General features: G+C 60.0%; 14 protein-coding genes. 12 read left to right on the top strand and 2 right to left on the bottom strand.

Annotated elements, in window-relative coordinates; genetic code table 11:
• Position 1: 1 nt before the first annotated feature.
• Both PMI11_RS01980 and PMI11_RS01975 read left to right on the top strand, forming a co-directional pair.
• A complete protein-coding gene (locus PMI11_RS01980) occupies positions 2–1,492 on the top strand; it encodes a carboxylesterase/lipase family protein (protein WP_007812743.1) in 1,491 nt (496 codons plus the stop codon).
• A gap of 190 nt (positions 1,493–1,682) precedes the next feature.
• Positions 1,683–2,618, top strand: a complete 936-nt coding sequence (locus PMI11_RS01975) for a LysR family transcriptional regulator (RefSeq protein WP_037070555.1) — start codon at positions 1,683–1,685, stop codon at positions 2,616–2,618.
• A 292-nt stretch (positions 2,619–2,910) separates the two neighbouring features.
• Here the strand turns inward: PMI11_RS01975 and PMI11_RS01970 are convergent, their stop codons facing one another.
• Positions 2,911–4,290, bottom strand: coding sequence for an MmgE/PrpD family protein (locus tag PMI11_RS01970; protein ID WP_007812739.1), 1,380 nt, complete (start codon positions 4,288–4,290; stop codon positions 2,911–2,913).
• A gap of 39 nt (positions 4,291–4,329) precedes the next feature.
• Here PMI11_RS01970 and PMI11_RS01965 point away from each other — a divergent pair, with 39 nt between their 5' ends.
• The 8 genes from PMI11_RS01965 (at position 4,330) to PMI11_RS01930 (ending at position 13,821) form a co-directional block, all read left to right on the top strand.
• Positions 4,330–5,304 (top strand): LysR family transcriptional regulator, encoded by a 975-nt coding sequence (locus PMI11_RS01965; protein WP_193385587.1) that lies wholly within the window; start codon positions 4,330–4,332, stop codon positions 5,302–5,304.
• Positions 5,305–5,341: 37 nt separating this feature from the next.
• Positions 5,342–6,247: a LysR family transcriptional regulator gene (locus tag PMI11_RS01960; protein ID WP_007812734.1), complete on the top strand. Its 906-nt coding sequence runs from the start codon at positions 5,342–5,344 to the stop codon at positions 6,245–6,247.
• A 178-nt stretch (positions 6,248–6,425) separates the two neighbouring features.
• Entirely contained in the window at positions 6,426–7,370 is a 945-nt protein-coding gene (locus tag PMI11_RS01955; RefSeq protein ID WP_007812731.1) for an ABC transporter permease, read from the top strand.
• Complete coding sequence (locus tag PMI11_RS01950) at positions 7,367–8,185, top strand: ABC transporter permease (protein WP_007812730.1); 819 nt, start codon at positions 7,367–7,369, stop codon at positions 8,183–8,185. The genes PMI11_RS01955 and PMI11_RS01950 overlap by 4 nt, the downstream gene beginning before the upstream one ends.
• Positions 8,182–9,810, top strand: coding sequence for an ABC transporter ATP-binding protein (locus PMI11_RS01945; RefSeq protein WP_007812728.1), 1,629 nt, complete (start codon positions 8,182–8,184; stop codon positions 9,808–9,810). Before PMI11_RS01950 ends, PMI11_RS01945 begins: the two co-directional genes overlap by 4 nt.
• Position 9,811: 1 nt before the next feature.
• The gene (locus PMI11_RS01940; RefSeq protein WP_007812726.1) at positions 9,812–10,675 is read left to right on the top strand and encodes a serine hydrolase; all 864 of its coding nucleotides are present in this window, start codon (positions 9,812–9,814) and stop codon (positions 10,673–10,675) included.
• A gap of 25 nt (positions 10,676–10,700) precedes the next feature.
• Positions 10,701–12,245: an ABC transporter substrate-binding protein gene (locus PMI11_RS01935; RefSeq protein ID WP_007812725.1), complete on the top strand. Its 1,545-nt coding sequence runs from the start codon at positions 10,701–10,703 to the stop codon at positions 12,243–12,245.
• Positions 12,246–12,372: 127 nt separating this feature from the next.
• Positions 12,373–13,821, top strand: a complete 1,449-nt coding sequence (locus tag PMI11_RS01930) for a M20 family metallopeptidase (RefSeq protein WP_007812723.1) — start codon at positions 12,373–12,375, stop codon at positions 13,819–13,821.
• A 440-nt stretch (positions 13,822–14,261) separates the two neighbouring features.
• On the opposite strand, the gene PMI11_RS01925 is transcribed toward PMI11_RS01930, so the two are convergent.
• Positions 14,262–16,184: a methyl-accepting chemotaxis protein gene (locus PMI11_RS01925; RefSeq protein WP_007812718.1), complete on the bottom strand. Its 1,923-nt coding sequence runs from the start codon at positions 16,182–16,184 to the stop codon at positions 14,262–14,264.
• A gap of 428 nt (positions 16,185–16,612) precedes the next feature.
• Here PMI11_RS01925 and PMI11_RS01920 point away from each other — a divergent pair, with 428 nt between their 5' ends.
• Complete coding sequence (locus PMI11_RS01920; protein ID WP_007812716.1) at positions 16,613–17,542, top strand: substrate-binding domain-containing protein; 930 nt, start codon at positions 16,613–16,615, stop codon at positions 17,540–17,542.
• Between the two features lie 16 nt (positions 17,543–17,558).
• The gene (locus PMI11_RS01915) at positions 17,559–19,703 is read left to right on the top strand and encodes a methyl-accepting chemotaxis protein (protein ID WP_007812715.1); all 2,145 of its coding nucleotides are present in this window, start codon (positions 17,559–17,561) and stop codon (positions 19,701–19,703) included.
• The last annotated feature ends 118 nt before the right edge of the window (positions 19,704–19,821 follow it).

Here is a 19,821-nt window from a genome sequence, read left to right as displayed (position 1 = left end):
CATGCGGGTTGAAACGAATGCGGGCACAGTTGAGGGCTTCGAAGAGAACGGCTATGCCGCCTTTCTCGGAGTTCCCTACGCGGCCCCCATCACCCCCGAGTGGCGTTTTGCGGCGCCGCAGCCCGTCCCGTCTTGGTCCGGCATTCGCTCCGCCAAGACGCTCAGCGCGGTGTGCCCGCAGATTCCGACCTATGGTCCTGTCGGCAAGGCTGCCGCCTCGACGCTGGAATTCGGCACGGACTTCCTGACGGTCAATATCCGCACGCCCTCCGTCACCGGCTTCGCGCCGGTCCTAGTCTGGATTCATGGCGGCGGTTATGCCGTGGGCTCGGCAAACGAGGTCGTGCTGCAGAGCGGTGCTTTCGCCGCCAGCGGCATCGTGGAGGTAACAGTCAACTATCGGCTTGGTGCGCTCGGCTTCCTGCACCTGAACGACGGCTCGCCCGACAATCGCGGCCTTCTGGACCAGATCGCCGCGCTGGAGTGGGTACGCGACAACATTGCGGCTTTCGGTGGCGATCCGAAGCGGGTGACGTTTGCAGGACGCTCTGCCGGCGGGTTTTCGGTTGCGGCGGTCATGGCGATGCCCGCCGCCCATGGGCTTTTCGCCCGGGCGATACCGCAGAGCGGCGCAAGCACGGGCGTTTCCACGATGGGCGACGCGCAGAAACTCACCAGGCGCATGCTCGACTATTTGCAGGTCACCGAAGCTGAACTTCGGCACGTGTCCTTCGAGAAGCTTCTCGTCGCGCAACGGGATCTCTGCAACGAATCCTACGAACAGCATGATTTCGTGCGGGACGGTTCCGCCTCGATGCTCGGCGTGCCTTTCGTTCCGGTGATCGACGGCGCCTCACTTCCGCGCCATCCCGAAGACGCGGCCGCACGCGGCGAGACCGCGTCCGTGCCGATGATGATCGGCTGCACGACCGGCGAATACGTCACCCATGCGACGGCGCAGCCGGAGATGGATTTCAAACTCGCGGCCCGCCTGCTGCATGAACGCGTGCTGCCCATGGGTCTGACGGGCGCTGAAATCGTCCGGCGCTACCGCGAGGTCCTGCCGGATCATTCTCCGCGCGGCATCTGGAGGGCGGTCGGCGGTGATCTCGTCTTCCAGAATCCAGCCACACGCTTCGCCCGGCTGCATGCGGCGCATCAGCCGGTCTACAAGTATCTCTATGGTCCTATCGAAGCCGATGAACTCGGCGCGCCGCACGGCGGGGAAGTCGGCGAAGTCTGGTATCGTAGCGGCATGGACGTGGGCCATCTGCCATCCCGTCAGGCCGTCACCGACCCGACTTTCGCAGAAGCGGTCCATGACGTCTGGGTTTCATTCATCCGAGATGCGGTACCCGAAACGCTTTCAGGGACGTGGCCCGAATATTCCGCCGCTATGCCGCATGTCTTGCGCATTGAAAGGGATATTTTCTATGTCCAGATCGATCCTTTTGATTGCCGAACGGCGCTCTGGGCAGTGCCGCCTTCGTGATCCGAGCAGTCGAAACCGCAGTTTCATAAGCGTCGGATCATGATGCTGGAGAATGCCAGTGTTGTGTGCCGGCTCTAGCATCCAAGGAGCAGATCCGTTTATGGGTACAATCGGGCACCTGGAGGGCGTCCGGGGATCCATCTCGGATAACTGCTTTGCCCCTGGTCTTGCCAATCCAAGGTTCTCTCAGATGCCCGTTGACTATCTTGATACGAAACAGCTTGAAGCCTTTGTCGCTGTGATTTCGATCGGCAGCATGACCGGAGCGGCCAAGGCGCTCGGCAAGTCACAACCGGTAATCACCCGGCTCATTCAAGATCTCGAGCAGGAACTTGGATTTCCGATCCTACATCGAAACGGCCCTCGGATTGCGCCAACCGAGCAGGGGGTCGCCTTTTTTTCGCAAGCCGAGCTTTTTTTAAGCGGTTTGCGTACGATCAGCGAACGCGCAAGGGCAATCGAGGCAACACGGGTGACCTCTGTCGAGGTTGCCTCGATCCCTGCTCTCGCGGCGAGCATCGTCCCGCTCGCTTTGAAAGAACTTCCTGCGGACCAATTCCCAGACCATGTCCACCTTCAGAGCACGTCCTCTGAAAATGTCGTTCAGGCGGTTGTGGCCCGTACTGCCGATGTCGGCATCGCAAGTCTCCCGCTGGATAATCCAGGGGTGGACGTGCATTGGGTCGGTGAAGTGCCCTGCGTTGCCGTTGTCGCCGCAAGCGATCCGTTGGCCGGTCTTGAGCTCCTTCGCGCTGAGGACCTGAAAGGTCGCCGCCTGATCGCATCTGCCAACCCCTATCGGCTTAGGATGAGAATCGATAAAGCACTCGCGGAGCATTCAGTCGAAATCGGCGGCGTGATTGATAGTAACGCGACCTATGTTTCGTTGGCCCTGGCTCGGTCAGGGCTCGGGATTGGGATAGTCGAATCCGTGACGCTTACGGGCCTTCCCCTCAAAGACATCGCCATCCTGCCGCTTGCGTTTCACATCCCATTCTACTGGGGCGTCATCACAGCAACCGGCGTACCCCTGCCGATCACAGTTGAGAGACTTATCTCCTTGATCGAGCAGAAGGCGACCGACTTGCCGCAGTTCCGCAAGCACGACCGGATACCCCACCTCTAGACAGAGAATTCCTTCAGCTTGCGGAAACCCGACATTCTTTCCACCGGGCTCGTTCGCATGTGCTCGACCTGAGAGATAGGTGACAACGATGGCCCGGGCGGAATTGAACGGACGTTTGCGGAGGCGGTCACAGATTTCACCGGTTTAGCAATTCGCTGTCGAACCTCCAATAAGGGCGCCTAAGTTTCGTATCCACTCAAGGCGAACAGATCAAAAGGCGCTCCACCCAAGCTGTCTGCTAGAAAGCTTTTGCCGCAGCAACTTCAATCCAAATTGGATCGGCTGATGGCAATCATTGTTTTTCTGGATGAGCATCTGCGATCAAGTTCCAGAATGCATTGTCGTCAGCTAGGTTCTCAAAATCCGTTAGGTCTCGAAGGCGGGGATAAAAAGCGCCGGAATTGTCCCTATTTCCCCAGCGCAAGCAATCCGTGAACTTGGCTTCGCGCTCGTAATCACTCAACGGCGCTTCGAGTGAACCCCTGGCGTGCAAGCGGGACTTCCTGTAAATGCGGCCGCCGCGCGTTGTGATGGTGACGATGTGCGGTAGGCGTTCAACGCCTCTTTCCTCTTCAGCCGAATAGGGTTGCATTTCGATGCGCGGCATGAATTCCCGGACTTCCGGCCGTTCGATCTCGTGCCGTGTAAAGTCTGAAAGGCTAAGGGAGCCTTTGAGGAAAGCTGTCGCCAGGCAATATTGCATCGAGAAGCGGGCCTGCATCTCGTCGGTAGGGTCGGGATAAGCGAGGTTGCGGGCAGCGGATATGCCGACTTTCGTCTCGATCCTGGCAATGTCGCCCGCCAAAAGCCCATGTTCCTGCTTCAGATCCAGAAGCGCGTCGATCGCGCGATGGGTCGAGGCGCAGCAGGGATGGCGCTTGGTCACCACGCCCCGGCTTTCGATGATATGCTCCTCCTCGAATGTCAGACCCTCCCAGCTCTTGGCATCATCGCCTCCGAAGAGATCGAGGAAGCCTTGCGGCCGTTCGAGGATATCCGGCCGTCCGCCTATGCCCGCAAGCGCCATGCGCGCCGCATCTACGGCATTGCGCGCGGCAATGCCGGCATGAAGCGGTTTGGCGGTCGTGCCAAATTGCCCTTTTGGGCCACAGGCGAAGCTCGTCGCAAGGCTCATCGCCGCGACCAAGCCGTTCTCGCCGGCGCCGAGAAGCCGTGCCACGCCAGCCGCGGCCCCGATACTGCCGACCGTAGCCGTTGCGTGCCAGCCCCTGTTGTAGTGAGAGGGATTGACGCCGAAGCCGACCGCCGCCTGCGCTTCCAGCCCGGCCAGATAGGCCTCAAGAAACCGTCTTCCGCTCGTGACCTTGCCGCTCGTCAGAACCGCCAGCAGCGCTGGCACCAGCACTGCGGAAGCATGCGCCCGCGCCGGATGGAAATTGTCATCGAAATCGAGCGCATGCGCCGCGGTCGCGTTGATGAGCGCGGCGAGCGAGGGTGAGGCGGAGCCGCCCGTGATGAGCCGCGCTTTGCCGCCTTGGGCGATTTCTCCATCGAAGGCGCAGGTGAGCGCGGTAACGCTTTCATCTTCCCTGCCTGCAATCATGCAGCCGATGGTGTCAACCGCAGCATCTCTTGCCCGGTCCACGGCGCGGATCGAAAACGTCCTTCGCGACAGGATCTGGTCTGCGATCTTCCGGAGAATGGTGGCCATTGACGAAAGTCTTTCCGTGAGTTTGGTTCTGCGCGGAAAATGTTCAACTTTCCGCAGGTTCGCAATCTTATGCGGTTTGCGGGTAGGGCTATCGGTGTTGGAGATAGAATGGCACGAGACACGAGTGCGGCGATCAGCCTGAAGCATATCGAGGCCTATGATGCCATTGCCGCGACAGGCTCAACAATCGCCGCTTCCATGAAGCTCGGGATCTCGCAATCGAACGCCAGCCGATTGTTGCAGCAGCTGGAAGACTATCTCGGCGTTCGGCTTTTCGAACGGGAAAAGAACCGGCTTCAACCAACCCGCGAGGGGATGCAGCTCGGCCCGGAAATCCGAGCCATTTCCGACCGGCTGCGCGCCTTGAAAACGGCGGCGATGGAGCTCGATAGCGGCCGATCGCGCGAGATCATGCTGCGGCTCGCCTTTCCCGCCAGCCTTTCCTCGACGCGCATTCCGAAGCTGGTGAAGAATTTTTTCGCAGCGAATGGTCCGATGCGCGTCGAAGTCGCATCCGGCAGCTATCTCGCAATAGAACGGATGGTGGCCGACGGCGAGGCCGATCTCGGTTTCGCGCGTCTGCCGCTGATGAGCCCGGGCTTGAAACAGGAGAAGATCCTGTCGTCGCGGATCATTTGCGTCCTGCACAATGATCATCCCAAGGCCGGCAGCGGCCTATTGTCGATCGGTGACCTGAAAGGACAGGATCTGATCATGCTGAATAGGGAACGACCGGTTCGCCATGAGCTGGAAGCGTTGTTCTACAAGGCCGGCATCCGTCAACGTCCTCTGCTCGAAGCACATTCGGTGGCGAGTGCCTGCGCGCTGGCCGCACAGGGGCTCGGCATTGCGCTGGTCAGCGAGATCATCGCCCGCGAATATGCGACGCTGCCGCTGCAGTTCATTCCGCTTGAACCGGAACTGGCGGTTGCCTACGCGCTGATCAGCGGAGAGAAATTTCCGATGCCAAAGGCCGCCAGCCTTTTCCTTCAAAGCATTTCGGACTGGGCATGATGACGGTGCTTGGACCGTCCCGGGGGATCGCAAACGCATGAATATCAAGCAACTGGAAGTCCTGCGCACGCTTCTCGCGACGGGGTCGACGATTGCAACGGCAAAAACGATGGGTCTCAGCCAGTCCGGCGTCAGCCGCCTCCTCCAGCAGCTCGAGGCGGACCTTTCGATGTCGCTTTTCGTCCGCGACAAAGGCCGTCTCGTTCCCACCCCCGAGGCCCTGCTTCTTGCCCGCGATGCCGAGAACATCTTGCTCGCGGTCGATCGGATGTCGGGCCACGCGGAGGATCTGAGAAGCGGCGCCGCCGGCCCGGAGATCGTCCGCATCGGCCTGCCGAGCAGCATGTGGGAGCATTTCGCGCCGGCAATGCTGGTCGATTACATAAGGGATTTCCCGGGCGTGCGGATCGAAACCTTCTTCGAGACGACGACTGCGATCAACAAGCTCGTCGAGCAGAGGGTGATCGATTTCGGCTTTCTGCGCATGGAGGGCGAGAGCGGACCGGGCATTGAGGTCGAGCGCGTTGCGACCGGCGAAAGCGTCTGCGTCGTTCCGAAGGATCATCCCCTTGCGAAACTGGAGGAAATCACGGTCAGGAATTTGCGCGACGTTCCTCTCATTCTGATCGGCCGCCAACGGCCGAACCGCATGGCGCTCGACCAGACCTTCCAGCGGGCCGGGGTCAAGCAGATCGTCAAGATCGAGACGCATACCAACAGTTCTGCCTGTTCCTATGTCGCGCATGGACTCGGGGTAACCATCATCAGCAGCTTTTATGCGAATCTCTATCGCCACCTGCCGGTGGTTCACCGTCCTTTCGTGCCACGCGCGACCCAGGAATTCGGATTGGCGAGGGCGGTCGGGACGCCGCTCTCGATTGCCGCCCACGCTCTGAGCGATGCCTTGAAGCAACAGATCCAGATTTCCCAAAAAGACATTTGAAATCAAATTTTTAGCCTGAAGTTCGCCTCGAACGCAACCGCCTGGGTTGCGGTCGCATTCCGCATAGACTTATGACGAAATCGCATAATATTGCGGATATTTCTTCATTCGATCATAGTCTTCGGCAACGAAACCGATGGCGCCGGGCACTGTCCGTCGCCCATCGCGGGGAACAAAAATGCTGAAATTCGTTTTGAACCGCCTTCTGATGGCATTGCCGACGATCGTCCTCGTTTCGGTGACTGTCTTCACGCTGATCCGCTTCATACCCGGCGATCCGGCGGCACTGATGCTGGGGGACATGGCTGAGCCGGATCAGATCGCGGCGATGCGCTCGGAACTCGGCCTCGATAAATCGCTGCCAGAACAGTTCCTGATCTGGACCGCCAATGTCATACAGGGTGACTTCGGCCGCTCGATCGTCAATGACGAGGCGGTTCTGCCACTCGTCGCATCACGTTTTCTGGTCAGCGCCGAAATCGTCGTTATCGCCGTCCTTCTGGCGAGCCTCGTCGCCGTGCCGGCCGGGGTCATCGCCGCCTGGCGGCAGAACAGTCTGACGGACCTGGCACTCGTTGGCACGGCCACGATCCTGCTGTCGATCCCGACATTCTGGCTCGGACTCCTCCTCCTGCTTTTCTTCGGCTTGAAACTCGGCTGGTTACCGGTCCTGGGCTATGTCTCGATCGGCAGCAACGTTACCGGCGGCCTGCTCTACCTCGTGCTACCGATCATGACCCTCGTCATTCATGAGATGGGTGTGTTGATCCGCATGGCACGCGCCTCGACGCTGGAAGTGCTGCGTCTCGACTATATTACCCACGCCCGGGCCAAGGGGCTTTCCGAAAGCGCCGTTCTTTGGCGGCACGCCTTCAAGAACGCCTTCGGCCCGACCTGGACAGTCATCGGCCTGATCCTTGGCAATCTGCTCGGCGGCATTGCCGTCATCGAGACGGTCTTCACCATTCCGGGGCTCGGGCGACTGATGGTCGACAGCATTTTTGCCCGCGATTACCCCGTTATCCAGGGTTGCCTCCTGTTCGTCTCGCTTTCCTATGTGCTGGTCAATTTGGTCGTCGACCTGCTCTATCCCCTGTTCGATCCGCGGGTAGTCGCCGAATGAAAAACGTCACGTTCAACGGCTTCATCGGCAGCATTCTGATTGCCGCATTGCTCATCTCCGCTGCGATCGGCCTTTTCTGGACCCCCTATGATCCGATGAAGCTCGGCTTCACGGCACGGTTGGCGGCGCCGAGCAGCGCCCACTGGCTCGGAACCGACGAATTCGGCCGCGACGTGCTCAGCCGCCTGATCGTCGGCGCCCGGGCGAGCGTCTGGATCGGCACCTTGACCGTCACATTCGCGACGGTCTGCGGCACGCTGATCGGTCTCGTCAGCGGTTACGCCCGCGGTTGGATCGATGCAGTCATCATGGCCGTCAACAACGCGCTTCTCGCATTTCCCGGCATCCTTCTGGCGCTTGGATTGCTCGCCGTCTTCGGCGCCAACCAATATGGCATCATCTTCGCGCTGGGCATTGCCTATTCTCCCTCGATGGCCCGCGTTGTCCGCGGCGCCGTCCTGTCGCTGCGCGAGCGGGAATTCATCGAGGCCTCCAAGGTGATGGGCAATGGCGAGCTCTACACCATGTTCCGCCATATCCTTCCCAATTGCGTCGCCCCGATCACCGTGCTTGCGACCTCGATGTTCGGCTGGGCGATCCTTTCGGAAAGCGCGCTCAGCTTTCTCGGTCTCGGCGTTCCGCCGCCGGCGCCGACTTGGGGCAACATGCTGGCCGCCGGGCGGCCATTCATCGAGCAGGCGGTCTGGCTGGGTCTCTTCCCCGGCCTGGCGATCGCCCTGACGCTCCTCGGCATCAATCTTCTGGGCGACGCCCTCCGGGACAAGCTTGATCCGCGGATGAGGGGACTGAAATGACAAGTGAAACGCTTTTGAATGTCCGCAACCTGTCGCTTCATGTCACTGGGACCGGTGTGCAGGTCGTCAAGGACGTCAGTTTTGACATCGCGCCAGGCGAGATCTTCGGCATTGTCGGGGAAAGCGGATCGGGCAAGACGCTGGCAACACGCGCCCTGATTTCGCTGCTGCCGGCGCCCATCAGAGTGATCGGCGGCTCTGTTGCCTACAAGGGACGCGACGTGCTTTCCATGAACGGCGCCCAATTGCGCCAATTGCGTGGTGCAGAAATCGGCGTCGTCTTCCAGGAACCGATGACCTCGCTCAATCCCTCGATGACCATCGGTCGCCAACTCGAAGAAGGGTTGCAGCTACATACGAAACTTTCGCAGGAAGAACGGCGCAGCCGGATCCTCGACATGCTGAACCGGGTCGGGATCCGCGATCCAGCCGGGGCGCTCACTTCCTATCCGCATGAATTCTCGGGTGGCATGCGCCAGCGCATCATGCTGGCATCGGTCATGCTTTTGAAACCGGCGCTCTTGATCGCCGACGAGCCGACGACGGCGCTCGATGCCGTAATCCAGCGCGACGTCATGGAATTGATGGTGGAACTGACGCAGGCGGAAGGCACTGCCGTGCTGCTGATCAGTCACGATCTGCCGATGGTTGCCCGCTACACAAACCGCATCGTTGTTATGGAAAAGGGCGGGATCGTCGAAGAAGGGCGCACCGCCGATCTGCTCGACGCACCGCAGCGTGCCTATACGAAGAAACTGCTTTCCTCCCTGCCGTTCCGTGGAGAGACGCGGACGATCGACAAGAGCAAGGCGCCGATGGTCTCGGCGCGGGATATCGTCGTCGATTATGGGGGCCGGCGGTCGCTGATGAAGAAGGCAGTGCCAAAACGGGCGCTGCATGGCGTCAGCATCGATATCTACGAGGGCGAAGTCGTTGCCCTGGTCGGCGGTTCGGGCTCCGGCAAGACCACGCTTGGCCGCACCATTGCCGGACTGGTCCGGGAGAGCGAAGGCGATATCCGCTTCAAGGGACGCAGCCGCGACGACGACTGGATGGACTATCGGCTGAATTGCCAGATGGTGTTTCAGGATCCTTATTCCTCCCTCAATCCGCGCATGACCATCATCGCGCTTGTGCAGGAGGCGCTGCGGCTCGTTCCTGATCTCGACACCGCGGCAAAGCGCAAGCGCGCCCTGGAGACGCTGGAGGAAGTCGGGCTTGGCGCCGACTATGCCGAGCGCTACCCGCATGAGCTTTCGGGCGGCCAGCGTCAGCGCGTAGCGATTGCCCGCGCGATTGCGCGCCGGCCGAAATTCCTGATCGCCGACGAACCGGTATCGGCCCTCGACGTGACGGTGAGGGCGCAGGTTCTCGAACTCCTGTCCAATCTGCAAAAACGCTACGGCTTTTCCTGCCTGTTCATCAGCCACGACCTCGGCGTGGTCGAACAGGTGGCCGATCGCGTCGTCGTCATGCAGGACGGCCGGATCATCGAGGAGGGCGATCGCGATACCGTTTTCGACAGCCCGAAGGAGGCCTATACGCAACGGCTTCTCTCGGCCATCCCCGCTCTGGACCACAATAGTCAGGGCGGCGTGACCCTCAAATGGCGCCTGGAGAACTGACATGACGACGATGATTGAATCCGGAAAGCTTGCGGAGCGATTGAACGCGATCTGCGATGCCCAGCCTTTCGTGACGCGCTTCATGGTGCGTGCGCTCGGCAGCGGTGAAACGATCGGCAGGGGTGCGGACGAGGAAACGCCCTCCGCCAGCACCCGAAAGACCTCGATCATGATGGCGGCCTTGAAGGCTGCGCATAAAGGCCGTCTGGATCTGGACGAACGCATTATTTACGAAAAGCGTTTCGCCGAGGAAGTGGCGAGCGGGATGTTCCGCTATCTGACGCCCGGCATCGTCATATCGCTGCGCGATGCCATCACCGGCATGATGGTGCTGAGCGACAATGTCTGCACCAAGATGGTCTTCGAAAGGCTGACGCTCGAAGAGGTCGACGACTATTGCAAATCGATCGGCTTGACGGGCACCAACCATCGCTTCCTCATCCCTCCCTTAGCGCTGTCGCCCGATCATTCATTGAAGGCCGTCACCACGACGACGGCGCGCGATCAGGTCTATCTGCTGCAGACCATCCTGGATGCGCAGAATTCGCAGGAAGCCGCGGACCGGCTCGGCTGCTCGCAGGCGCTGTGCGCCTATGCGCTTCAAACCCTGAAGAACCAGATTCTGCGCTATGCCATTCCCTCCCGGTTGCCGTTCGGTGCGCTCGTCGCCCACAAGGGCGGCACGGGAAAGCGTGGCCGCATGAATGCCGGTATCGTCTATCGCGACGGTTCCCCCTTCTACATCATCGCTGCCTATACCGACGACGTACCGCAGGAAATGCCGGACGGCACCCCTGGCTATACGGTCGCGCTTGAAACCATCGGCAGGCTTTCACGCGCCTGCTGGGATGAACTCCGATCCTAACGATCCATAAAAAGAGGGTAGAACAATGCATAAGCTTCTTCTTGCAGGCACCATGTTGATGGCGATGACCAGCGTGGTAGACGCTCGCGACATCGTCGTGGCTCAAAGTTCCGATCTGCGCAGCAACAATCCGGGCGTCAATCGCGACGGCAATACCGATGGCGTCATCCTGCATATTGTCGAAGGGCTCGTCGGCTATGCCAACAATGGCGAGGTCAAGCCGCTGCTGGCAAAGAGCTTCGACGTCTCGGCCGATGGGCTGACCTACAGCTTCAAACTGCGTGACGACGTCAAATTCCACAACGGCAAGAAATTGACTGCCGATGACGTCGTGTGGAACTGGAACCGTTATCTCAAGCCCGAAACGAAATGGACCTGCCTTGCTGATTTCGACGGTAACGGCAGCGTGCATATTACGGCGGTCAAGGCAGTCGATGCTTCGACCGTCACCATCACGCTGGAAAAGCCATCGGCGGTTTTCCTTGGCCTGATGTCGCGCCCCGAATGCGGTTACACCGGGATGATCTCGCCGGAATCGGTCGGCGCGGACGGAAGCTTCGTCAAGCCGATCGGCACCGGTCCCTTCAAATGGGATGAATGGAAGAAGGGCGAGTATATCCATCTCGCCAAGTTCGACGATTATGTCTCGCCCCAGAACGACGGCAAGCCCGACGGTATGGTCGGCTCCAAGCGCCCTCTCGTTGACGGCATCAAATTCATGGTCATTCCCGATGCTTCGACCGTAAAGGCCGGTCTTCAGTCCGGCGTGCTCGATACCGCGGAGATCTCGCCGGATCTCATTCCCGAATTCAAGACGAGCGACGCGATGCAGCTGATCGTCGCTCGCAACAATGGCAAAAACCTGCTCTACATCCAGACGCGGGATCCAGTCCTTAGCAAGCCTGGTGTTCGTCGCGCTATGGCGATGGCTCTCGATCTCGACCAGCTCGTCGAGGCCGCCTCCAATGGCTCCGGCACGGCCAATGGTTCGATGGTTTCGCAAGATTCGCTCTATTTCGACGATGTCCAGAAGAAGCGTCTGTCCTACGACCTCGAGGCCGCGAAGAAGGAGCTTGCGGCGGCCGGCTATAAGGGCGAACCGATTACCATCATCGCCAACAAGCGCAGCAACGTGCCAAGCTTCCCGGCTGCGGTGATGGCGCAGGCCATGATGCAGCAGGCAGGCCTTAACGTGCAGATCGAGGTGCTCGACTATGCGACGCAGGTCGATCGCCGCCGATCAGGCAACTATCAGGTCATCTCGCAATCGGTCGCGCCGCGGCTCGATCCGGCGCTGATGTACGGCTTCTATGTCGGCAACAAGGACAAGAACGCTTCTTTGATGTGGGATGACCCGAAGGCAGTCGAGCTGATGAAGGCCGCCTATGCGGAGTCCGACCAGACGAAGCGTCAGGCGATCTTCGACGAGTTTCACACGCTGATGCTCAAGGAAATGCCGGGCATCTTCCTCTATGACATGGTGGATGTCTGGGGCGCGACCAAGAAGCTGAAGGGCCAGCCCGTCTGGCAGTCGAATGCCCGTCTTTGGGAAGTTTCGCTCGACAATTGAGCCTGAACTGCCGCACCCAGGCGCGGCGATCCCCACTTCGACAGTCAACAGGAGATCCGGCAGGCAGCCCTGCCGGGTCCGGTGCAACACGTCCCTGTGGCGGCAGGACAGACAGCGAGGAAATGCCATGAATCTTGACGCGTTCAACTCCATTGTCGCGACGATCGAAAAGATGAAACCGGATTATATCGCCCTCAGCGACAGTATCTGGGATTTCGCGGAGCTGAAATTCGAGGAGCGGCGTTCCTCGCAATTGCTGGCAAGGACGCTCGAGGAAAACGGCTTTGCCGTACGCCGCGGCGTCGCGGGCATGGAAACGGCCTTCATCGGCGAATCCGGCATCGGCCAGCCGGTGATTGCTTTCCTCGGCGAATTCGATGCCCTGGCAGGGATGAGCCAGGCCGCCAACCTGGCCGAGCCTCGTCCTGCGGTAGCGGGAGCGACCGGCCACGGCTGCGGGCATAATCTGCTTGGCGTCGGGTCGCTGATGGCGGCGGTTGCGCTTGCCCGCCACCTCAAGGAGAACAACCTGCCCGGAACGGTGCGCTACTACGGCTGCCCGGGAGAGGAGGGCGGTTCCGGCAAGACCTTCATGGTTCGTGACGGCGCATTCGATGACGTCGATGTCGCCCTGACCTGGCATCCGGCTCCGTTCAACGGTGTTCGTTCGACGAACAATCTTGCCGTTCTCGAATATTACTATCGCTTCAAGGGCGTCGCGGCACATGCTGCCAACGGCGCCCATCTCGGCCGTTCGGCGCTCGATGCGGTCGAACTCATGAATGTCGGCGTCAATTTCCTGCGTGAACACATGCCGCAGGATTGTCGCGTTCACTACGCGATCACCGATACCGGCGGCAGGGCGGCCAATGTCGTGCAGGCCAGCGCCGAGGTTCTCTATCTGATCAGGGCGCCCGACATGCCGCAGGCGCTTGAGCTTGCCGGACGCGTCGAGAAAGTTGCGCGAGGTGCGGCGATGATGACCGAAACCGAGGTCGAGATCGTGTTCGACACCGCCTCGACGAACCTTCTTCCCAACATCACGCTTGAAACTGCAATGCACGAGAACATGGTCGCGCTCGGGCCGATAGCCTTCGACGAGGCCGACCTCGTGTTTGCCAGGAAAATCCAGGACACGTTCACGCAGGAGGCGATCAGGAGCAGCATCCGCCTCTATCAAATCAAGGGTGATGTGTTCTCCAATGCCAAGGTCGATGGCTCGACGCCCTTGCACACCGGTCTGCGCGATTTCGAAGGACAATCGCATTTCCGGGCCGGATCAACCGATGTCGGCGACGTCAGCTGGGTGACGCCGACCGCGCAATGCTGGGCGCCAGCCTGGGCGATCGGCACCAATCCCCATACCTGGCAGGTCGTCGCGCAGGGAAAAAGCCCGGCTGCGCACAAAGCCATGGCGCATGCGGCCAAGACGCTTGCGACAACGGGTCTCGCATTGATGTCGTCATCCGACCTCCTGGCAGCAGCGACGGCCGAGTGGCAGGAAAAGACCAGCGGCAAAGCCTATCTGTGCCCGATCCCCGACAATGTGATGCCCGCGGCGGCCCACAGCCGGTAGTTCTGGTCTCCGTCCGTGGGGACAGCGACCTGCATCGTATCCGCTTGCAGCACTGCATGAGAAAGCACCAAGGTACGGAAGTCGAAAGCGCGGAACTGAGGCATTCACCGCTTTCGAACCTCCAACACGTCGAAAAAGGTCAAAGATGACAAGTCCGAACGGCGGATAGGAGTGCTGCTTTCCAGAAGCGGAATTAGCGAAATTCTGATCAGTGACTTTGGCGACCACTAAAGCCGCAACCATCATCGGGCACCCGAAATGAGGCGCCCGACACATGGCGCTATGCTTGGACGAAGGCGAGAAGGTCGGCATTATTGCGTATCAGAAACTCATGCTCTTCACGCGCCGTTTTCTCCTTGGCGCTCAGATGTTCGAGCCCCAGCGAAATCTGCATCGCCTGGGCTCGAACCGATTTGGGCTTTGAATAGCGACGACCTATCTTAAAACTCACGCCATTCTTCGGCTGCCGCACCACCGCCAAAGGTGGATGCCACCTTGCGAACAATTGTGACCGGCGCGTTTCGCTGTGGCGTTCGATGGGAAGCTACCAGTCCACCGGAGCCTTGGAAGCGGAACTTGGACAGCTGGCCTGTCAGTGAGCTGGCTTCATCGGCAAGTTTGTGGCTGGCAGCGGATGTCTCTTCCACCATTGCCGCATTCTTCTGCGTCGATTGATCGAGCGAATTCACAGCCGCATTGATTTCCTTCAATGCGGTCGACTGTTCCTTCGCGGCCTCGACGATCGAGCTGACATGTCGATTGATCTCCTGCACTTCGCTGACGATCTCGCTCAGAGCCGTTCCTGTTTCGCCGACGAGTGTCACGCCGGAGCGCACCTGATCGCCGGAATTGCTGATCAACTGCTTGATCTCTTTGGCTGCGTTGGCAGAGCGCTGCGCCAGTTCGCGAACTTCTTGCGCGACAACCGCAAAACCCTTGCCGGCCTCTCCTGCACGGGCAGCTTCGACACCGGCATTCAGCGCGAGCAAGTTGGTCTGGAAGGCGATATCGTCGATAACGCTGATGATGTTGTTGATCTCGTTGGAAGAGCTCTCGATTTGGCTCATCGCTGAGACCGCGCGCTTGACGACTTCGCCCGAACGCTCGGCATTGGCCCGTGTTCTGGCAACAAGGCTGCCGGCCTCTTCGGCACGACGAGTGGAGTCCTGGACAGTCGTCGAGATTTCGTCAAGTGCCGCAGCGGTCTGCTCGATCGATGCCGCCTGCTGCTCTGTCCGCCGCGCAAGATCGTTGGAACCATCGCTGATTTCTCGGGCGCCTGCATCGATTGAAAGCGCATTTTCGCTGATGGTTTGTAAGGCCTTCTGAAGCTGCTGGACGGAATTGTTGAAGTTGACGCGCAGCATGTCCAGCGACGCCGCAAAAGGCCTGTCGAGACGGACGTCGAGATTGCCGGCCGCCATCTCTTCGAGAGCATGCCCCAGCTGACGCACTGCATCATTGGTTTGCGACGACAGCGCCTCACGCTCTGCCGCTCTTGCCTCGAGCTGCGCATTCTCGTTGGCAGCACGTCGGGCATCGGCTTCGGCACGCGCCTCTGCCTCTGCGGTCACCGCGTCACGCACGGCACCGACAGCCTTTGCCAGATCGCCAACTTCGTCGCCGCGCGCTTCGAGATCGCTGGTGCTCTCGGTATTGCCTTTAGCCATGCGTGTGAGGGCAAGCTGGAGTTTCGCCATAGGCAAGGTAATCGACCGGGTCGCCAGGAATGCGGCCATAACGGCAAGAAGCACCGCGCAACCCAACGAACCGAGCGCCAGCGCCTGGAAGCCTGCGACGACGCTGCTGACGTTACCACCGACCGACTTGTTCAGGTTCTCCTGATAGTCGATGAATTTGTTGATGGCCTTGAGCCAGCTGACGAAGAGCGGCGCCGCCTGATCGAGCAGGATCTTCTTGGCTTGAACGCCATCGTTGGCCATTTGCCGGGCAATGATATCAGCGACAACCGGATTGGTCTTCGCCTGGATATCGGCGATTTCCGCAACGATCGCCTTTTCAGGCTCGGTAGCCGCGCCCGGCACCGAGATCATGGCATTCATCTTCTGCTCGTTTTCCGCGTAAGTCGCCGCAAGCTTGGCGATCAGATCGATTGCCGCCTGGCGCCCATCCGGGTCTTCGCGCAACACGACATCGCGGATCGCAATCGAGCGATCGTGCACGCTGCCGCGAAAGTTGATGGCGAAGCGTTGCTTGACGCTGTTCACCTCGTTGATCTGCATCAGATCATGGTTGACGTCATTCATCTTCGAGACCGAAAAGAGCGTCAGTCCAATCATCAAAAGAAGCAGAAAACCGAAACCCGCATACAGGCGAGCACCGATACCAAATCGAAAGTTCATTGCAGTCCTCCAGATGCAGCGACCCGCGCGACGTAGAGATCGCAAGGCGGCGAAATATGAGCGAAATCCGGAGTGCCGTTGGGTTCACTTCTTCTTTGTTTTCGACGGCGACACTCGCAGAAAACAAGATGAAGGAAGATGGTTAATAATATTTTCAACATAGCTTAAACAGACAATACTCACGCACAAGCGAAGAAACTGTCTGAAAATCTGTTCGTGTCTCGTTCATATCGGCTCCACTCCTCAGAAATTGGAGCCTCCAGCAAACCCGGCGCGGTTCATCCCATTTCCGTAGACTGCCGTGTTCATGAGCCTGAAGCCAATTATCTCAACCGCTAAATTTCCTTGGCCACCTCTCTGCGAATGAAAGGCAAAATTTACCAAGATTTGTAACGATCCGACTCTATCCAAATCGCGGAGGGAATTCTGTGAAGACTGCCACGCTCGCATCCATAGTCTTGGCGATGTCGATCTCCGCCGCCGGCGCCCAGACAATCGGCGTCTCGATGTCCGATCTCGACAAATTCAGAACGGCGCTGCTGAACGGCGTCGTCAACCACGGGCAGACGATATCAGGACTGAAGCTCGTCACCGAAAATGCCAAGGGCGACAATGAGCTGCAGAAGAAGCAGGTCCAGAAGCTCATTGCCGACAAAGTCGACGCCATCATCCTTGCCGTCTCCGATGGCGACCTCGGGCCGCAAATGACCAAAATGGCAGCAGACGCAGGCATTCCGCTGGTCTACATCAACAACGTCCCCTCCAACCTGCTCGACCTGCCGGAAAATCAGGTGGTGGTTGCCTCGAACGAGAAGGAGTCGGGGACGCTCCAAACGAAGCAGGTCTGCGCGCTCCTCAAGGGCAAGGGCCGCGTCGTCGTGCTGATGGGCGAACCCTTCCACGCGGCCGCCCGTGCCCGCACTCAGGATATATCTGATGTCATCGCCACGCCGGAATGCAAGGGCCTTGAGATCGTCGAGCGGCAGGCCGCCTATTGGTCGCGCGATTATGCCGATCAGCAGATGCAAGAATGGCTGGCGGCCGGCGTCAAGTTCGACGCTGTTATCGCCAACAATGATGAGATGGCACTCGGTGCGATCCGCGCCATGAAGAAGGCCGGTATGCCGATGAAGGACGTCGTCACCGCCGGGGTCGATGCAACCGACGACGCGCTTGCCGCAATGGAGGCCGGCGATCTCGACGTCACCATTCTTCAAAGCGCCGTCGGGCAGGGGGCGACCGCAGTCGACGCTGCCGTGAAGCTCGCCAACAAGGAGAAGGTGCCGCGCGAAAACAACGTTCCCTTCGAACTCGTGACGCCTGAGAACATCTCCAAATATTTGCCGAAGAGCCAGTGAGCATAAGAGGCCTATCATGTTGCATTTCTGGAATAAATTCGGCATCCGCGCGCAGATCACCTCGGGCTTCGTACCGCTGATCCTGTTGATGAGCCTTCTTACCGTCAGCGCGATCTCCGGCATGAACGGGCTTGCTGCGATCTTCACCTCTTATCGCGCTACGGCAGGCCAGAGCCTTGCCATCTCCGACTACAGCGACAGACTGCACGAGATCCAGATGTCGGCGGAAGCCTTCCGCTCCACGCCGACGCAGGCCGTCGTCGACAGCTTCCGCGCCGGCGTCAAAGCCTTCGAGGCGGGCGATCCGCGTTTTGCAGATAACAAGGACCTGCAGTCCGGTCTTGCGACAATCCGTCAGGACATTGCCGCCTATGGCAAGGCGTTCGAACAGATCGTTGCCCTTCAGGCCCGACGTGACATGCTGATTTCCAAGGTCACCGAATTCGGCCCCTGGACCAGCATCGCGCTCAACGACGTCATGCGCAGCGCCTGGCGCCAGAATGACGTGGCCCTGCAGCACATGACGGCAGAGACGCTGGAGGCCTTGAACCGCAGCCTCTATTTTTCCGAACGTTTCGTGCATTCGGACGATTTCGCCGCCTATGATACGGCGCAGGCAGCGCTCGCCGAGGCGGTGGCGCTCAACGATGCCGCCGCCAAGGCGGTGAAGAACGAGCTGCAGAAGAAGCGCCTCATGGGCGCCGGCCAGCTCATGCAGAATTACACGGCCCGCCTCAGCGATTTGAAGGAAGTACTGCAGGCATCCGGCAATATCCGTCAGACGCAGCTCAACGTGCTCGCGCCGAAGATATCGGGCGCGTTCAAGGATCTGCAGGAGACCGTGACCGGCGCGCAGAAGAACCTGGACGGTTCGGTCGAAGCAACGGTCGCCTCCGCGACCGGCACGACGCTGGTCATCAGTGGCCTGTTGATCGTCATCGGCCTCCTGCTCTCCTATTTCGTCGGCCGATTGATTGCCTCCGCCGTTCGCGGCATGGCGCAGTCCATGGAGCGGCTTGCCCGCGGCGACGACGCCATCGTGATCAAGGGCATCGAGCATCGTCACGAGCTCGGCGCCATGGCGCGTTCGCTGAAGGTCTTCCAGGAGACCGGTCGCGCCAAGCTGATCGCCGAATCCAATGCCGAGCGCGCCCGCCTCGCTGCCGAAGAAGAGCGGCTGCGCCAGGAAGCCGAGCGCCTCAGCGACGCACAGGTGATGGAGCATGCTTTCCGCCAGATTTCGGTCGGCCTGGATGCGCTCTCGAAGGGCGATCTCTCGGTCCGCGTCGGCGAAGTCGACCACCGCTACGTCAGGATCCGCGATCACTTCAACAACTCGGTCGCAAGCTTGGAAGAAGCGATCGGTTCCGTTATTCGCGCGGTCACGACCATCCGGTCCGGCCTTGCGGAAATCTCTACCGCCTCCAACGATCTCGCCCGCCGTACCGAGCAGCAGGCCGCTTCGCTGGAAGAAACGGTCGCGGCGCTCGGTGATGTCACCCGCGGCCTCAACGGAACGGCGGAAGGCGCCAGCCGCGCCCAGGCTGTCGTGGCGACGGCCCGCACCAACGCCGAAAAGGGTGGTGAGATCGTCTCCCGCGCCATCGCCGCAATGACGGAAATCCAGAACTCCTCGTCGAAGATCGGCAACATCATCGGCGTCATCGACGAGATCGCCTTCCAGACCAACCTGCTGGCGCTGAATGCCGGCGTCGAAGCCGCACGCGCCGGTGAGGCCGGCAAGGGCTTTGCCGTCGTCGCCCAGGAAGTGCGCGAACTCGCCCAGCGCTCGGCCAATGCGGCAAGAGAGATCAAGGAACTGATCTCCACCTCCTCGATGCAGGTCAAGACGGGCGTCGAACTGGTCGGCGAATCCGGCGTCTCGCTCGAACAGATCGTCGAGCAGGTGACAGCGATGAATGCAACGGTCGCCGAGATCGCGGTGGCCGCCCGCGAGCAGGCCACAAGCCTGCGCGAGGTCTCGGCCGCCGGCGACCAGATGGACAAGGTAACTCAGCAAAACGCCGCGATGGTCGAACAGACCACGGCTGCAGCTCAGAATCTGACGCAGGAAACTGAGAACCTCGCGGAATTGCTGTACCGGTTCCGGACAAGCAGCGCTCACATCTCAGAAAATCGGCATTATGCGATGGCATCGTGACGCGTTCGATCGCTTCTGAGGCACGCGTAAAGGCGCAAGGCTGAACCCAGGCAGAAGCCGCACGCATGTCGGATCTAATCCGTCACAAGAACAGTGTCTTTGGTCTGGACAGCATCCG

Origin of the sequence: Rhizobium sp. CF142 (genome assembly GCF_000281145.1) — a bacterium.
In the GTDB taxonomy this organism is placed as follows: Bacteria; Pseudomonadota; Alphaproteobacteria; order Rhizobiales; family Rhizobiaceae; genus Rhizobium.
The sequence above is the reverse complement of the archived record's forward strand: the minus strand, read 5'-3'. Positions and strand labels throughout refer to the sequence as shown.

Coding starts and splice junctions, on each gene's coding strand:
- PMI11_RS01955 (WP_007812731.1), top strand. CDS start 6,426: ATGCTGAAATTCGTTTTGAACCGCCTTCTGATGGCATTGCCGACGATC.
- PMI11_RS01970 (WP_007812739.1), bottom strand. CDS start 4,290: ATGGCCACCATTCTCCGGAAGATCGCAGACCAGATCCTGTCGCGAAGG.
- PMI11_RS01915 (WP_007812715.1), top strand. CDS start 17,559: ATGTTGCATTTCTGGAATAAATTCGGCATCCGCGCGCAGATCACCTCG.
- PMI11_RS01925 (WP_007812718.1), bottom strand. CDS start 16,184: ATGAACTTTCGATTTGGTATCGGTGCTCGCCTGTATGCGGGTTTCGGT.
- PMI11_RS01975 (WP_037070555.1), top strand. CDS start 1,683: ATGCCCGTTGACTATCTTGATACGAAACAGCTTGAAGCCTTTGTCGCT.
- PMI11_RS01930 (WP_007812723.1), top strand. CDS start 12,373: ATGAATCTTGACGCGTTCAACTCCATTGTCGCGACGATCGAAAAGATG.
- PMI11_RS01935 (WP_007812725.1), top strand. CDS start 10,701: ATGCATAAGCTTCTTCTTGCAGGCACCATGTTGATGGCGATGACCAGC.
- PMI11_RS01940 (WP_007812726.1), top strand. CDS start 9,812: ATGACGACGATGATTGAATCCGGAAAGCTTGCGGAGCGATTGAACGCG.
- PMI11_RS01945 (WP_007812728.1), top strand. CDS start 8,182: ATGACAAGTGAAACGCTTTTGAATGTCCGCAACCTGTCGCTTCATGTC.
- PMI11_RS01965 (WP_193385587.1), top strand. CDS start 4,330: ATGTTCAACTTTCCGCAGGTTCGCAATCTTATGCGGTTTGCGGGTAGG.
- PMI11_RS01950 (WP_007812730.1), top strand. CDS start 7,367: ATGAAAAACGTCACGTTCAACGGCTTCATCGGCAGCATTCTGATTGCC.
- PMI11_RS01960 (WP_007812734.1), top strand. CDS start 5,342: ATGAATATCAAGCAACTGGAAGTCCTGCGCACGCTTCTCGCGACGGGG.
- PMI11_RS01980 (WP_007812743.1), top strand. CDS start 2: ATGCGGGTTGAAACGAATGCGGGCACAGTTGAGGGCTTCGAAGAGAAC.